This is a genomic window from Paraconexibacter sp. (assembly GCF_041602235.1).
In the GTDB taxonomy this organism is placed as follows: Bacteria; Actinomycetota; Thermoleophilia; order Solirubrobacterales; family Solirubrobacteraceae; genus Paraconexibacter.
Genome location: NZ_JBFIGP010000019.1, coordinates 13,267 through 27,722, shown reverse-complemented (window position 1 = coordinate 27,722; position 14,456 = coordinate 13,267). Strand labels below are relative to the sequence as shown.

Here is a 14,456-nt window from a genome sequence, read left to right as displayed (position 1 = left end):
TCGCGAGCAACCCGCTCGGGCAGCGGCAGCGCCTCGAACTCACGGAACATCGCCTTGAGGGTGCGGAGACCCCCCGCATGGTTGGCGCACAGGACCTCGGCCAGCTCCAGCGCCCGAGCCTCCGCCTCGTCCTCCGGCGCGTAGCGATGCACGAGGTGCAGGCGGAGTGCTTCCTCGCAACCCACGACGCGACCGGTGAACACGAGGTCCTTGGCGACGGAGAGGCCCACGAGCGGGGCCAGCCGCGCGGGACCGACCGGCACCCCGAGCCGCGCGCCCGCCCAGGCCAGCTTGAGGTTCTCGCCGGCCACCCGCAGGTCGCAGCCCGCGGCGAGCTCCGCCCCGGCCCCGACGACGTTGCCGACGCAGACCGCGATCGTCGGCACCGGGAGCGCCTCGAACCGCGCGTAGACCTCGGCGAAGAGCTCCATGCGCTCGACGCCCTCGGCGGCCGTCAGCGTCTCGCCGACGTCCGCTCCCGCGCACAGGGCGCGCGTCGACGTGCTCGACACGACGACCACGCGCAGGTCCTCGTCGGCGTGCAGCTCGGCGAGCGCGGCGAGCATCTCCCGCAGCGTCGCGCGGTCCAGCGCATTGCGCACATCGGGTCGGTCGAGGCGCAGGATCTCGATCCCGGCGCCGGTGCGCTCGCGCTGAAGGCTCGTCATCGCCAGGGTTCTATACGATTGCGCGGCCATGACCCGTGTCTCCCGCACCATCCTGACCACCGCGCTGACGTTCGCGCTGCTCGCTCCGGCCGCGTTCGCCCAGGCGTCCGGCGAGGGCCTGTACGGGGAAACCGACGACCGCGTCGTCACCAAGGCCGGGTTCATCCTCATCGCGTTCTTCCCGCTCTTCATCCTCATGATGTCGCTGCTGCAGTGGAAGCTCGAGAAGCGCAAGGACGCGAAGAAGGCCGCGACCAAGGCGCGCGCCGGCGGTCAGGTCTGGAAGGGCGGCTGGTAGTCCAGCCCCTCGCGGTCCCACGGGCCGCCGCCGTTCTCAGCCGTTTCACATCCGCTCGCCCTCCAGCGGCGATCGTGCTCCACGCGACCTCCCCGTGTCGCCGCCTCCTCCCGCGCCCCGTTCGGCCCTTCCCACACCTGGCCGCCCGGGGCGCGCCGCGTTCGGCAACGGACGGCAGCCAGGGCGGTTAGGGTTGCGAGCGTTCTGCTGGTGAGGAGGAAAGAGGCTGCATGTCGTACTTCGTGACGGGCGCGACCGGGTTCATCGGACGCCATCTGGTTGAAGAGCTGCTCGCCAACCGGCGGGGTGAGATCCACGTCCTGGTGCGCTCGGGCTCGAAGAAGAAGCTCGCGGCGCTGATGGAGAACTGGGGACCGGAGGCCGCCAAGCGCGTCAAGCCGGTGACCGGCGACCTCGCGAAGCCGCGACTGGGCGTGTCGAAGAAGTGGATCACCGACCACCAGGGCAAGATCAAGCACGTCTTCCACCTCGCGGCGATCTACGACATGACCGCCGACGACGCGACCAACGAACTGCTCAACAACGGCGGCACGCGACACGCCGTCGAGTTCGCGAACGCCGTCCGCGCCGGCTGCCTGCACCACACCTCGTCGGTCGCCGCCGCCGGCTCCTACAAGGGCCTGTTCCGGGAGGACATGTTCGACGAAGGGCAGAAGCTGCCCTCGCCCTACCACCGCACGAAGTTCGAGAGCGAGAAGATCGCCCGGACCGAGTCGGAGGTGCCGTGGCGGGTGTACCGACCGGCGGTGGTGGTCGGCCACTCGCAGACGGGCGCGATGGACAAGATCGACGGCCCGTACTACTTCTTCCAGGTCATCCAGAAGCTGCGGGACACCCTGCCGCAGTGGCTGCCCCTGATCGGGCCGGAGCTGGGCCACACGAACATCGTGCCCGTGGACTTCGTCGCGAAGGCGATGGATCACATCGCCCACCAGAAGGGCCTCGACGGTCAGGCGTTCCACCTCACGGCACCGAAGTCCATGCGCTCCGGCGATGTGCTCAACATCTTCGCCGGCGTCGCCCACGCCCCGCAGCTCGCGATCCGGGTCGACAAGCGCCTGACCGACTCGCTGCCCAAGGGCACGATCTCGATGCTGATGAAGCTGCCGGCCCTCAAGGGGATCCGCGACGGGATCCTCAAGGACGTCGGCGTCCCGCCGGAGGTCATCGAGCACGTCGGCTTCTCCTGCCAGTTCGACACCCGCGACACCGAGCGCGCGCTGAAGGGGTCGGGCATCGAGGTCCCGCCGCTGGAGGACTACGCGGACGTCCTGTGGCACTACTACGAGCGCCACCTCGACCCCGACCTGTTCAAGGACCGCTCCTTCGAGGCCGCGGTCAAGGGCAAGATCGTGATGATCACGGGCGCGTCCTCGGGCATCGGCGAGTCCGCGGCCCGCAAGTTCGCGGCCGCGGGGGCGATCCCGCTCCTGGTGGCCCGGTCGATGGACAAGCTCGAGGCCCTGCGCGACGAGCTCGTCAAGGCCGGCGGCACGGCACACGTGTACTCGGCCGACCTGACCAGCATGGATTCGATCGAGGACCTCGCCCAGCGCGCGATCGCCGATCACGGCCACGTCGACATCCTGGTGAACAACGCGGGCCGCTCGATCCGCCGGTCGATCAACCTCAGCCACGACCGCTTCCACGACTTCGAGCGCACGATGCAGCTGAACTACTTCGGGGCGATCAAGCTCGTCATGTGCCTGCTGCCGGCCATGCAGCAGCAGAAGTTCGGCCAGATCATCAACGTGTCCTCCATCGGCGTGCAGACGTCGCCGCCGCGGTTCAGCGCGTACATCGCGTCGAAGTCCGCCCTGGACGGATGGACGCGGGTGGTGTCCTCGGAGGTCATCGGCGACGGCGTGCACTTCACGACCATCCACATGCCGCTGGTCCGCACGCCCATGATCGCCCCGACGAAGATGTACGACTCGTTCCCGACGATCAGTCCCGACGAAGCGGCCGACATGATCTGCGAGGCAGCGCGCTCGCGGCCAAAGCAGATCAACACGAAGCTCGGCACGTTCGGCGAGGTCCTGTACGCGCTGGCGCCCAAGGTCTCCGACCAGATCCTGCACATGGCCTACAAGGTCTTCCCCGACTCCGCCGCCGCCCGTGGTGAGAAGGACGAGAGCGAGAAGGCCAGCGTCGAGCAGATCGCCATGGCCACGGTCATGAAGGGCGTGCACTGGTAGGACGCCGGGTTCGCCGACCCGCCGTCGGCGCGCTGCTCGCAGCGTTGCTGACGGCCGGGCTGGCGGGCTGCACCAACGCGCCGCCTCCGACGCCGGCGCGTTCCAAGTTCGCGATCGCGGCGGACAAGATCTGCGCGAACCTCACCGATGCCGTCAAGCCGCTGCGCGACGACGCCACGCGGGCCGTCGAGAACGACGAGCTCGATCTCGCCGCGGACCTGACGCACCGGGCAGCGGGGTCGGCGACCGCGTTCCTCGACAAGCTCGCCGCGCTCGAGCCTCCGGACGAGGATCGCGCGGAGGTGCGTCGGTGGATCGCCGACCTGCGCGCCCAGCAGACCAAGACCGACGCCGTCGCCGACGCGATCGAGGCGCGGGACCCCGTGACCGCGACCCGTCTCAACGAGGAGATCGCGGACCTGGCGCGGCGCACGCGACGGTTCGCGTTCGACTTCGGGATGCAGACCTGCTCGAAGTGAGCGGGCACCGCGCTGTCCGCGCCCGCCCGTCAGCGGCGCTGCACGCAGCGCTTCATCGGCGTGACGTGCGGCTTGTAGGCTGCGCGCACTGGTCCGGGAAGGGCGGCCGGATCGTGAGCGCACCGAGAGAGGGAGCAGATCGATGACACGTCAGGCGCACCCCGGATGAGGCCCGGGATCCGCGACCTCGTCGCGACCATGCAGGGCCGGATCGTCCTCCGCGCCACGGTCGTCGTCGCGGTCTTCCTGATCCTGCACGGCGTCGACGCCCTCACGTTCGACGGTCGGATCTTCCACATCGACGCGGAGCAGAACCTCCCGACGTGGACCCGCACGCTGCTCTACGCGTTCGCGGGTGGCGTGTGGATCGTCCGCTACCGCCTGAACGATCGGCACCGCGGGCTGTGCCTCAGCATCGGCGTGCTGCTCGTGGCGTTCAGCATCGACGACACGGTGATGGGCCACGAGTACCTCGAGTCGCAGGCCGAGGACCCCGAATCGCTGATCAAGGTGTGGCAGCCCCTCGCCGGCCTCGCCGTCGCCGCGATCTTCGTGCAGTCCGCCCGCCGGTTCACGGGCATCGACCGGTGGCTGTTCGTGGCGGCCGCGGGCTCCCTGCTGATCGGCCAGGGCGCCTCGGCCACGAACGACGACACGGGCGGGGCCGTGACGGTGCTCCTGTCGACCGTCGAGCAGGTCGGCGAGGCCTACTTCGGGATCTTCCTCCTGGCGGCGGGGCTGCCGGGGGCGTGGAGAGCGGTGCGCTACGCGGCGCGGACGGCCGACGATGCGGACCTGCCCGAGGAGGAGCGGGCGGTGTCGGCCTCGTAGGCGCGCCGGGCGTGCTCGCCGCTCGCCCGCACCTCGGTCAGGAACTCGTCCCACGGACGCGCGATCCCGGTCTCCGACAGGAACGCGCAGAGCTCGCGCAGGCCCTCCCAGCCGTAGTCACGCTCCCAGCCCCAGTGCAGCACGACGGGAACCCACAGCGCGGTCCGTCGTTCCGTGAGCTCCCGGAGCGCGGAGAGCACTCGCTCTGCCGTGCCGTAGACGGGCGCGTAGGAGGGCAGCCAGACCGCACCGTTGCGCCAGGACGGCGTCGCGTGGAAGCCGAGCTGACGGACGTTCTCGGGACCGCCGCAGACGATCTCGAACCGCTGGGCCAGCGCCGTCCACGACGCGGCGTCGAACCGGTTGAACGGCGGGACGAAGACCGGTGCCGGCAGGCCCGCCGCCCGCAGGGTCTCCAGTCCGGCATCGAGCCGGGCTTCGACCTCCATCTGCGACAGGCCGGTGAACTCCGAGTGCTGCCGGGGGTTCGCGTGCCGCGTGCGGTGGTCCAGGCCGTGGACCGCGAACGTCACGCCGTCCCGGTGCATCTGCGCCAGCAGTTCCCGCTCACCGGCGTCCAGCTCCCGTGCCTCGGTCCCCTGGGGGTCGAGGCTGTTCCGCGGGACCCGCGGGGTCACGGCCATCAGGTACGGGACTCCCGCCCCGGTCAGGATCTCGTGGAACCGGCGTCCCTCGGGGGTTCCGTAGGTCGCGGGGTCGTCCCAGGCGCTGACGTGCGGGAACTCGTCGACGCGCAGCAGCACTCGCGGGGCTCCGTGCGCCGCGTCCGCGAGGACCGCCCGTCGGGCCGCCATCATGGGCGCGACGACGGATCGGGCGTACGTGAGCGTGCCGCGCCGCTGCCGCAGCGCCTGGAGCACGCGTCGCGGTGGACTCGGAACCGGACGGGATCGAACGGCGTCCCGCACCTGCGGGTGGCTCAACTGCTCCGGCGTGACGATCCCCTGCGCCAGTTCCGTCCCGAACAGCAGCGCTGCGGTACGGAGCTCATCGCTCGTCATTGACGAAACCACGGTACCCCAGTCGGCACGCCCTGGCGAGCGCTGAAGCGCCCCGCTCCGAACTGGACGCACGAGCGCCTCGCCGCCGCGTCCTCGACGCGCTCCCCGGAGCGTCCCGGCAAGATGCAGGTGGCATGGCCGCTCCCGCGCGCAACCTCGTGAACCTGAAGGACGTCCACAAGGGCTACGGCAGCCGGTCCGTGCTGCGAGGGGTCACCCTCGGCGTGGCCGAGGGGGAGCGGATCGGCATCGTGGGTCGTAACGGCGACGGCAAGTCGACGCTGCTCCAGCTGATCGCCGGGGTCGAGGAGCCAGACGAGGGGCAGGTCACCCGGACGGGCGGCGTCACGCTGGACATGGTCGGCCAGGGAGACGAGCTGGATCCGGCCAAGACGATCCGCGCCGAGCTCGTCGGCGGTCGGGCCGATCACGAGTGGGCGGGCGACGCGCGGTTCCGCTCGGTCCTCGACGGCTTGCTCGGAGGCGTCGCGATCAGCCGCTTCCCGCAGGGGCTGGACACCCTGATCGGCCCACTCTCGGGCGGGGAGCGGCGCCGCATCGCGCTCGCCAAGCTGCTGCTGGACTCCCCCGATCTGCTGCTCCTCGACGAGCCGACGAACCACCTGGACGTCGAAGGGGTCGACTGGCTCGCGCGCCATCTCGCGGCACGGCGCGGGACGATGGTCGTCATCACCCACGACCGCTGGTTCCTCGACGCGGTCTGCACCGCGACGTGGGAGGTCGCCGACGGGTCGGTGCACCAGTACGAGGGCGGGTACGCCGCCTACGTCCTCGCGCGCGCCGAGCGCGACCGCCAGGCCGCAGCCCGTGAGGACCGGCGTGCCCAGCTGGTCCGCAAGGAGCTGGCGTGGCTGCGGCGGGGGCCGCCGGCCCGGACCTCGAAGCCGAAGTTCCGCATCGAGGCCGCCAACGCGCTCATCGCCGACGAACCTCCCGCACGCGACGGCGTCGAGCTGCTGCGGTTCGCGTCGGCGCGGCTCGGCGACAAGGTCCTCGACGCCGAGGAGGTGTCCCTCGCGTACGGCGACAAGCACCTGCTGCGCGGCGCGACGTGGCGCCTGGGTCCCGGCGACCGGGTGGCGCTGGTGGGGGTGAACGGGTCGGGCAAGACCTCGCTCGTCAAGCTGCTGAGCGGCGAGCTGCAGCCGACCTCGGGCCGCGTCACGCGTGGGGCGACCGTCCGGCTCGCCCATCTGTCCCAGGACAGCGCGGAGATCCCCGGCCATCTGCGCGTCATCGAGGCCCTCGAGGAGGTTCGCGGCCGCACGACGACCAGCGACGGTCAGGATCTGACGGCCGGGATGCTCGCCGAGCGGTTCGGCTTCCGTGGCGAGAAGGGCCGCACCCTCGTGCGGGACCTCTCCGGCGGCGAACGGCGACGGCTGCAGCTCATGCGGCTGCTGATGACCGAGCCCAACGTCCTCCTCCTCGACGAGCCGACCAACGACCTGGACATCGACACCCTGACGGCGCTCGAGGACCTGCTCGACGGCTGGCCCGGCACGCTCGTCGTGGTCTCCCACGACCGGTACTTCGTGGAGCGGGTCTGCGACAACGTGTACGCGCTCGCGACGAACGGCCACGTGCGCCACCTGCCCGGCGGCATCGACCAGTACGTCGAGCAGCGACGGCTCGCCGCCGAAGGCTCTCCCGCCGCGGCGACGGGCACGTCCGGCAAGCCGGCTCGCTCGGCCCCTCCCGGCGCGGTCGTGAAGGCGGCCCGCAAGGAGGTCGCCCGCCTCGAGCGGGCACTCGAGAAGCTGCAGGCGCGCGAGAGCGCGCTGCACGCGGACATGGCGGCCGCGGCCACCGAGCACGAGCGGCTGCGGGCGCTGCAGGGCGATCTCACGGCGCTCCTCGCCGAGCGCGAGGAGCTCGAAGCGGCGTGGATCGAGCAGGCCGAGCTGCTGGAGGGGTGAGGTCTCGCCCCGCGGTCCCCGTCAGGGCCGCACCGATGCGGTGAACAGCTCTTGCACGCGCCGGGTGATCGGGCCTGGTGAGAAGCCCATCGCCCGGCCGTCGACCCGGGCGACGGGGACGACCTCCGCCCCCGTCCCCGTCAGGAACGCCTCGTCGGCGGTCCAGACGTCGGCCAGCACGAGCTGGGCCTCCTGGACCGCGATGCCGTCGGCCCGCAGCAGGTCGATCACGTGGTCCCGGGTGATGCCGCGCAGGGCCCCGTCCGCCGCGGCGGGAGTGCGCACGAGACCGTCGACCACCACGAAGACGTTGTCCGCCGTGCACTCGGCGACGCGGCCCTGGCCGTCGAGCAGGAGCGCCTCGTGGGCGCCCTGACGGCGCGCCTCGATCGCGGCGAGGACGCTCGTCAGGTAGTTGAGCGACTTCACCTGGGGTGGCAGGGCATCCGGTGCCGCCCGCCGCAGCGCGCTCGTGACCACGTCGATGCCGGCTCGGGTCACGTCGGCCGGATACAGCGTCAGCGGGGCGCCGATCAGGATCAGCGTCGGGCGTTCGCAGGTGTGCGGCGACACGCCGAGCGCGCCCGCCCCCCGCGTGACGATGAGACGCAGGTACCCGTCGGCGAGACCGGTGCGGTCCGCGGCCTCCCGGCACAGCGCGCCGAGGTCCTCGTCGCTCCAGGGGACGTCCAGGAGCAGGGCGCGGGCGCTCGCCCGCAGGCGCCGCAGATGCGGAGCCAGCGCGAACGGCTGACCTCCGTAGAAGCGGATGCCCTCGAAGACCCCGTCGCCGTACAGCAGACCGTGATCGAGCACGCCGATGGTCGCGTCCCGCGCGTCGTCGAACCACGTGCCGTCGACGTAGGCGATGCGGGTGCTCACGATGCCGCCCCGACCCGCGCGGCGACGAGCTCCAGCTGGTCGTCGCCCCAGGCGTTGACGCCGTCGACCCGGAAGGTGGGCACGCCGACGACCCCGAGTGCGAGCGCCCGCTCGGTCCGGGCACGCAGGTCGTCCTTGACCTGCGGGTCGCGGGTGGCGGCGAGCGTGGCGTCCGGGTCCAGGCCGCAGGCGTCGGCGGCATCAACGATCGCGGCGGGCGTGGAGAGGCTGCGGCCCTCGGCGAACGCCAGACGCATGGCGGCACGGGCGAAGGCGAGTCCGCGGCCCTCCCGAGTCGCGAACACGGCGGCGCGCATGGCCCGCAGCCCGTCGTTCGGCCAGGGGTCCGGCCACACCACCGGGGGCAGCCCGTAGGCGGCGGCGCGCTGCTCCACCTCCTGCATGCCGAGCGCGCGGCGGGAGGTGGTCGCCCACGACGCCCGGCCCCGGGCCGCGAAGACGGCCCCGAGCAGGACGGGCTCCGCGACGAGGTCGACGCCGGGGAGGACGTCGTCGAAGCGCGCGAGCGCGAGGTAGGCATAGGGTGACCCGACATCGAACCAGCACGTGACCATGGGCGAACAACTTACTGATCGATCAGGAAGTAAGCAACCCGGCGGACGCCGCCGGGACGCCGGCGCCAGCCGTGAGCGCATCCTCGACGCCGCCGAGGCAGGCTTCGCCCGCGACGGGTACGACGGCGCGTCCATGGGACGGATCGCGCAGGAGGCCGGCGTCTCGTCGGCGCTGCCCGCCTACTTCTTCGGGGACAAGGAGGGGCTGTACGACGCCGTCGTCCAGCGGCAGTTCGCGGTGCGCGAAGCACGGCTGCGACCGGTCGTCGACCGGGTCCGCGCCCTGGTGGACGGCGCCGCCCCCCTCGACGAGGCGACCCTTCGGCGGGCGCTCGGCGAGATCGTCGAGGGCTACGTCGGGTTCCTCGCCGAGCACCCCGAGTTCGTGCGCCTCATGGCGTGGGAGGCCCTCAACGAGGGACGGCGGACCGGGCCCGCGCGACCCCCCCACTCCAGTGCCGTCCAGGACGCGCTCGACGCGATCATCGACGCGCTCGACGGACCGCGGCGGCCTCCCGCCGTGCGTCGGCACCTCCTGATCACCACCGTCGGCCTGTGCTTCTTCCCCGACGCCCACGCCGACACGATGCTCGCCGGGCTCGGCATCGACGCCCGCGACAGGCGCTGGCGCGGCACGCGGGTCCAGCACGTCGTCGACGTCCTCGTGGCCGCGATGCGCTCCGCGGGCTGAGGTCAGCCCGCGGCGGGTTCCGCCGCCCGGGCCTGATGACCGAGCATCAGCTCACGCTGGACCGACCGCGGCTCGGCGCCCGGCTCGCGCCGCGTCCACGTCCCGTCGGCGGCCAGGTCCCAGCTGTTCGCATCGTCCGCGAAGCAGCGATCGAGCGTGTCGACGAGGTCGTCGCGGAGCACCTCGTCGTCGACCGGCGCCACGAGCTCGACCCGGGTGTCGAGATTGCGCGGCATGAGGTCGGCCGACCCGATGTAGACCCGCGTCTCGCCCGCGCGCTCGAAGCCATAGATCCGGGAGTGCTCCAGGAACCGGCCGACCACCGAGTTGACCCGGATGTTGTCCGAGACGCCCGGCAGGCCCGGCACCAGGCAGCAGATCCCGCGGATGTTCAGGTCGACCGGGACCCCCGCCTGCGAGGCCCGGTAGAGCGCGCGGATGCACTTCTTGTCGACCAGCGAGTTCATCTTCATCACGATCCGCGAGGGGCAGTCCTCGGTGTGCGCGGCGATCGTCGCGTCGATCTCCTCGAGGATCCCGTCACGCAGGTGGTTCGGGGCGACGAGGACCCGGCGGTAGGCGCGCGGCCGCGCGTAGCCGGTGAGGAAGTTGAACATGTCGGCCACGTCCCCCGCGATCTGCTCGTCGCAGGTGAACAGACCGAAGTCCGTGTACAGGCGCGCCGTCGTCGCGTGGTAGTTGCCGGTGCCCACGTGCACGTAGTGGCGCACGCCGTCGCCCTCCCGTCGGACGATCAGCACGCACTTGGCGTGGGTCTTCAGGGACGGGTGCCCGTACACGACGTGCACCCCGGCCTCCTCGAGCTCACGCGCCCAGGCGATGTTGGCGCGCTCGTCGAACCGCGCCTTCAGCTCCACCAGGCACACCGCCTGCTTCCCGCGCTCGGTCGCCCGGATGAGCGCGGGCACCAGCGGTGAGTCGTCCGACGTCCGGTACACGGTCTGCTTGATCGCGAGCACGTCCGGATCGCTCACCGCCTGCTCCACGAACCGCTCGACGGACGTCGCGAACGAGTCGTACGGGTGGTGGACGAGGATGTCCCCCTGACGGATCGCCGCGAAGAGATCGGCACGCTCGCCGTCCTCGCCCCGGAGCCGCGGCTGGGTAACGGGCGACCACGGCGCGTCGCGCAGCTCCGCGAACCCGGGCAGCTTCACGATCTGCCACAGGTCGACCAGATCGAGCAGACCGTCCACGTGGTAGACCTGCCGCTCCTCCACCCCGAGCGCCTGGACGAGCTGCTCGCAGAGGTCCGTGCTCATCGAGCTGTCGATCTCGACGCGCACGACCTCCCCGAACCGGCGTCGCCGCAGCTCGGCCTCCACCGCCTCGAGCAGGTCGTCGGCCTCGTCGGAGACCTGGAAGTCGGCGTCGCGCGTGACGCGGAAGACCCCGGACTCGACGATCTCCATCCCGGGGAACAGGCTGTCGAGGTGCGCGGCGATCACGTCCTCCAGCGGCACGAAGACGCGCTCGGACACCTCCACGAACCGCGGGAGCATCTCCTTGGGGACCTTGACCCGCGCGAAGGTCGACACGCCCGTCACCGGGTCGCGGACGAGCACGGCCAGACTCAGCGAGAGGTTCGAGATGTACGGGAACGGCCGCCCGAGCCCCACCGCCAGCGGGGTCAGGACCGGGAAGATCGCCCGCCGGTAGCGCTCGGCGAGCTCGCGCCGCTCGGTCTCGCCGACGTCGTCGATCCCGACGATGCGGATGCCGTGCTCCTCCAGGGCGGGCCGCAGGTCGTGGGCGACGCAGCGCGCCTGGCGCCCCGTCAACTCGACGACCCGCGAGCGGATCTCGTCCACCGTCTCCGAAGGCGTGAGGCCGTCGGGTCCCCGGTCGGCCAGCCCGGCGTCGATCTGGTCGTGCAGACCCGCCACCCGCACCATCACGAACTCGTCGAGGTTGTTGCTGAAGATCGCGGCGAACTTGACCCGCTCGAGCAGCGGCTGGGCGGGGTCCTCGGCGAGCTGCAGCACCCGGTTGTTGAACTCCAGCCAGGAGAGCTCGCGGTTGAAGTAGAGCGCGGGGGCGTCCAGGTCTGAGGGGACCGCGGGCGCGTGCTCCAGCGCTGCGGTGTCGACCGCGCGGATCGGCTCCTGCAGCGGCTCCTGCGTATGGGGTGGCTCGTTCATACTGGCCTTGACGGTAGGTGTGGGACGGTGGGGCGCCGTATGCGTTCCGGTGAAGGCGAGGTGATCGTCACCGTGCAGCCTACTCCGGCGCAGACCATCCGCTGTGGCGCAGGTGCTCGAGCACGACCCCCTCGCGGACGCCGCCGCGACCGATCTCCAGGGGCACGCCGCGGAGGGCCTTGCCGGCTGCCGCCAGGATCATCAGCGCGGCGGGCAGCATCCGCACGCGGTCGGGGTGCAGCTCGTGCCGGTGCGTGACCTCCGCCACGGTGCAGGACGCGAGCTCGGCGACCGCCGTGGCCAGCGCCGGACCGGACAGCACCGGCCCGACGAGCCTCCCCAGCGACGTCGCGCTGCCTCCCACCGCGATGGCGCGCTCCACGGGCGGCGGCTGCACCGCGGCGAACGCCGTGGCACTGCGCTCACGCGCGCGGGCGAGCGCCTCGGGATCCGGCACGCCCTCCTCCCCGAGCCTCGGGATGCGCAGGACGCTCGATCCCACCGGGACGGACACGACCCACGACACGGTGCCGCCCGGCAGCCCTACGACGATCTCGGTCGATCCGCCGCCCACGTCGAGCACGGCGACGGGCCGCGTCGCACCGTCCGTGTCCGGCGACGCCGACCCCGGACAGGTCCCCGTGGCCCCGAGGAACGCCAGGCGCGCCTCCTCCTCGCACTCCAGCACGTCGACCTCGATGCCCGCCTCCGCGCGGATCGCGGCCAGGAGGTCCGCACGGTTGGGCGCATCGCGCACCGCCGCCGTGGCGACGGCACGCACCCGGCTCGCCCCCTCGCTCCTGGCCATGACCGCGTAGGCGGCCACCACCGCGGCGACCTCGGCGATCTTCTCCGGCGGGATCGAGCCGTCGCTGTGGCACGTCGCGCCGATCCGCGTGAACGACCGCTCGGCCCGCAGCTCGCGCAGGAGCGGTCCTTCGGGTTCGGCCACCAGCAGACGGGTCGTGTTGGAGCCGATGTCGATGCACGCACACCGCACGCGCCCCAGCTTGACATGATGCGTCTCCCTGATGCCCGCCTCCTCTTCGGCCGACATCGCCATCCTCGTCCGGGAACTGCGGCGCGCCTACGGCGAGCACCAGGCGGTCCGAGGCATCGACTTCGACGTCCATCGCGGCGAGGTCTTCGGTCTGCTGGGCCCCAACGGGGCCGGCAAGACGACCACGGTCGAGATCCTCGAGGGGTACCGCAGTCGCACGAGCGGCATCGTCTCGGTGCTCGGCCACGACCCGGCCCAGCGCTCGCGGGACCTCCGGGCCCGCGTGGGCATCGTGCTGCAGTCGACCGGGATGTACCGCCACGTCGAGGTGCGCGAGGCCGTGGCGCACTTCGCCCGCTTCTACCCCGCCCCGCGTGACGTGGACGAGGTCCTCGAGCTCGCCGGGCTCACCGCGCTCGCCCGGCAGCGGACGCGGACGCTGAGCGGCGGGCAGGCCCGTCGCCTGGACTTCGCGCTGGCGCTCGTGGGCGACCCGGAGCTCATCTTCCTCGACGAGCCGACCACGGGTTTCGATCCGGCCGCCCGCCGCCAGGCCTGGGACGTGGTGCGGTCGCTGCAGGATCTCGGGAAGACGGTGCTGCTGACCACGCACTACCTCGACGAGGCGCAGGCGCTGTGCGACCGCGTCGCCATCCTCAAGGAGGGCCGCATCGTGGCCGAGGGTCCACCGGCCTCCCTGGGCGTCGGCTCGTCCCGCTACCGCGTGACCTGGCGCAGCGAGCGCGGGGAGATCGAGACGCGCGAGACCGAGGATCCCACCGCGCTCCTGCACCAGCTCACCAGCGCGGCCCTGGCCCGCGACGAGCCGCTGCGCGACCTCAGCGTCAGCCGCCCGACGCTCGAGGACGTCTACCTGGAGCTCACGGCCGAGGCACGCGAGGAGGTTTCCGGTGGCTGACGCGATGAGCCTGGCCTGGCACCAGTACCGGCTCGAGCGCCGGATGTTCTGGCGCAACCCCTCCGCGGCGTTCTTCAACTTCGCGCTGCCGCTGCTGTTCCTGATGCTCTTCGGCGCGGTGTTCAGCGGCTCGCAGGACGACCTCGACGTCATCGTCCCGGGCATCGCCGGCATGAGCGTCATGTCGACGACGTTCAGCGCGCTCGCGATGAACCTCGTGTTCCTCCGCGAGCAGGGGGTGTTGAAGCGGATGCGCGGGACGCCGCTGCCGTCAGGCTCGTACCTGGCCGGGGTCTTCGCGAACGCCGTGACGAACACCGTCGTGCAAATCGTGATCGTCGTGCTCGCCGGCAAGGCGTTCTTCGGCGTGGACTGGCCGAAGGAGTACGTGGAGCTCGCCGTCTTCGTCCTCGCCGGCGTCATCACCCTCGCCGCGCTGGGCGTCGCCTGGTCGCACGTGATCCCGAACTTCGACGCCGCGCCGGCGTACGTGAACATCGTGTTCCTGCCGGTGATCTTCATCTCCGGGGTCTTCTTCGACAGCGACGACGCCCCGGCGTTCCTGCGCGACATCGCGCAGGCCCTCCCGCTCACGCACCTGATCGACGGGCTGTCCGGGGCGATGGTGACGGGAGCGACGCTGGGGGACAACCTGAGCGGTCTGGCCGTCATCGTCATCTGGGGTGCGGCGGGGCTCGCGCTCGCCGTCCGCGGCTTCTCGTGGGAGTCCCGCCGGGCCTGACGAAAAAAACTGGCTGACCGGCCAGTCC

General features: G+C 71.7%; 14 protein-coding genes. 8 read left to right on the top strand and 6 right to left on the bottom strand.

Annotation, left to right across the window (positions count from 1 at the left end; all coding sequences use genetic code 11):
• Window positions 1-668: enoyl-CoA hydratase/isomerase family protein (locus ABYE80_RS02970; RefSeq protein ID WP_372788548.1), on the bottom strand; the 668-nt coding region annotated here is incomplete at its 3' end.
• 28 nt (window positions 669-696) lie between these two features.
• Between ABYE80_RS02970 and ABYE80_RS02965 the strand changes: the two genes are divergently transcribed.
• The 4 genes from ABYE80_RS02965 (at window position 697) to ABYE80_RS02950 (ending at window position 4,495) form a co-directional block, all read left to right on the top strand.
• Window positions 697-966 carry a hypothetical protein gene (locus ABYE80_RS02965; RefSeq protein WP_372788547.1) on the top strand — a complete coding sequence of 90 codons (270 nt, stop codon included), beginning with the start codon at window positions 697-699 and terminating at the stop codon, window positions 964-966.
• A gap of 230 nt (window positions 967-1,196) precedes the next feature.
• The gene (locus tag ABYE80_RS02960) at window positions 1,197-3,185 is read left to right on the top strand and encodes an SDR family oxidoreductase (protein WP_372788545.1); all 1,989 of its coding nucleotides are present in this window, start codon (window positions 1,197-1,199) and stop codon (window positions 3,183-3,185) included.
• A gap of 44 nt (window positions 3,186-3,229) precedes the next feature.
• The gene (locus tag ABYE80_RS02955; RefSeq protein WP_372788544.1) at window positions 3,230-3,664 is read left to right on the top strand and encodes a hypothetical protein; all 435 of its coding nucleotides are present in this window, start codon (window positions 3,230-3,232) and stop codon (window positions 3,662-3,664) included.
• Between the two features lie 165 nt (window positions 3,665-3,829).
• Window positions 3,830-4,495, top strand: coding sequence for a hypothetical protein (locus tag ABYE80_RS02950; RefSeq protein ID WP_372788542.1), 666 nt, complete (start codon window positions 3,830-3,832; stop codon window positions 4,493-4,495).
• Here ABYE80_RS02950 and ABYE80_RS02945 read toward each other — a convergent pair.
• Entirely contained in the window at window positions 4,429-5,517 is a 1,089-nt protein-coding gene (locus ABYE80_RS02945) for a DUF2334 domain-containing protein (RefSeq protein ID WP_372788541.1), read from the bottom strand. The two genes, ABYE80_RS02950 and ABYE80_RS02945, sit on opposite strands and share 67 nt — an antisense overlap.
• A gap of 134 nt (window positions 5,518-5,651) precedes the next feature.
• On the opposite strand from ABYE80_RS02945, the gene ABYE80_RS02940 reads away from it, so the two are divergent.
• Entirely contained in the window at window positions 5,652-7,457 is a 1,806-nt protein-coding gene (locus ABYE80_RS02940) for an ABC-F family ATP-binding cassette domain-containing protein (protein WP_372788540.1), read from the top strand.
• Window positions 7,458-7,478: 21 nt separating this feature from the next.
• Here the strand turns inward: ABYE80_RS02940 and ilvE are convergent, their stop codons facing one another.
• Together ilvE and ABYE80_RS02930 are read right to left on the bottom strand one after the other, a co-directional pair.
• Window positions 7,479-8,339, bottom strand: a complete 861-nt coding sequence (ilvE, locus tag ABYE80_RS02935; RefSeq protein WP_372788538.1) for a branched-chain-amino-acid transaminase — start codon at window positions 8,337-8,339, stop codon at window positions 7,479-7,481.
• A complete protein-coding gene (locus ABYE80_RS02930) occupies window positions 8,336-8,914 on the bottom strand; it encodes a 2-hydroxychromene-2-carboxylate isomerase (RefSeq protein ID WP_372788537.1) in 579 nt (192 codons plus the stop codon). Before ABYE80_RS02930 ends, ilvE begins: the two co-directional genes overlap by 4 nt.
• Here ABYE80_RS02930 and ABYE80_RS02925 point away from each other — a divergent pair.
• A complete protein-coding gene (locus tag ABYE80_RS02925; RefSeq protein WP_372788535.1) occupies window positions 8,913-9,605 on the top strand; it encodes a TetR/AcrR family transcriptional regulator in 693 nt (230 codons plus the stop codon). The genes ABYE80_RS02930 and ABYE80_RS02925 overlap by 2 nt on opposite strands.
• Window positions 9,606-9,607: 2 nt before the next feature.
• Here ABYE80_RS02925 and ppk1 read toward each other — a convergent pair whose 3' ends face one another.
• On the bottom strand, window positions 9,608-11,767 hold the full coding sequence (ppk1, locus tag ABYE80_RS02920; RefSeq protein WP_372788534.1) for a polyphosphate kinase 1: 2,160 nt from the start codon (window positions 11,765-11,767) through the stop codon (window positions 9,608-9,610).
• A gap of 79 nt (window positions 11,768-11,846) precedes the next feature.
• The gene (locus ABYE80_RS02915) at window positions 11,847-12,824 is read right to left on the bottom strand and encodes a hypothetical protein (RefSeq protein WP_372788532.1); all 978 of its coding nucleotides are present in this window, start codon (window positions 12,822-12,824) and stop codon (window positions 11,847-11,849) included.
• On the opposite strand from ABYE80_RS02915, the gene ABYE80_RS02910 reads away from it, so the two are divergent.
• Window positions 12,799-13,686 (top strand): ABC transporter ATP-binding protein, encoded by an 888-nt coding sequence (locus tag ABYE80_RS02910; RefSeq protein WP_372788530.1) that lies wholly within the window; start codon window positions 12,799-12,801, stop codon window positions 13,684-13,686. The genes ABYE80_RS02915 and ABYE80_RS02910 overlap by 26 nt on opposite strands.
• Window positions 13,679-14,428, top strand: coding sequence for an ABC transporter permease (locus ABYE80_RS02905; protein ID WP_372788528.1), 750 nt, complete (start codon window positions 13,679-13,681; stop codon window positions 14,426-14,428). Before ABYE80_RS02910 ends, ABYE80_RS02905 begins: the two co-directional genes overlap by 8 nt.
• The last annotated feature ends 28 nt before the right edge of the window (window positions 14,429-14,456 follow it).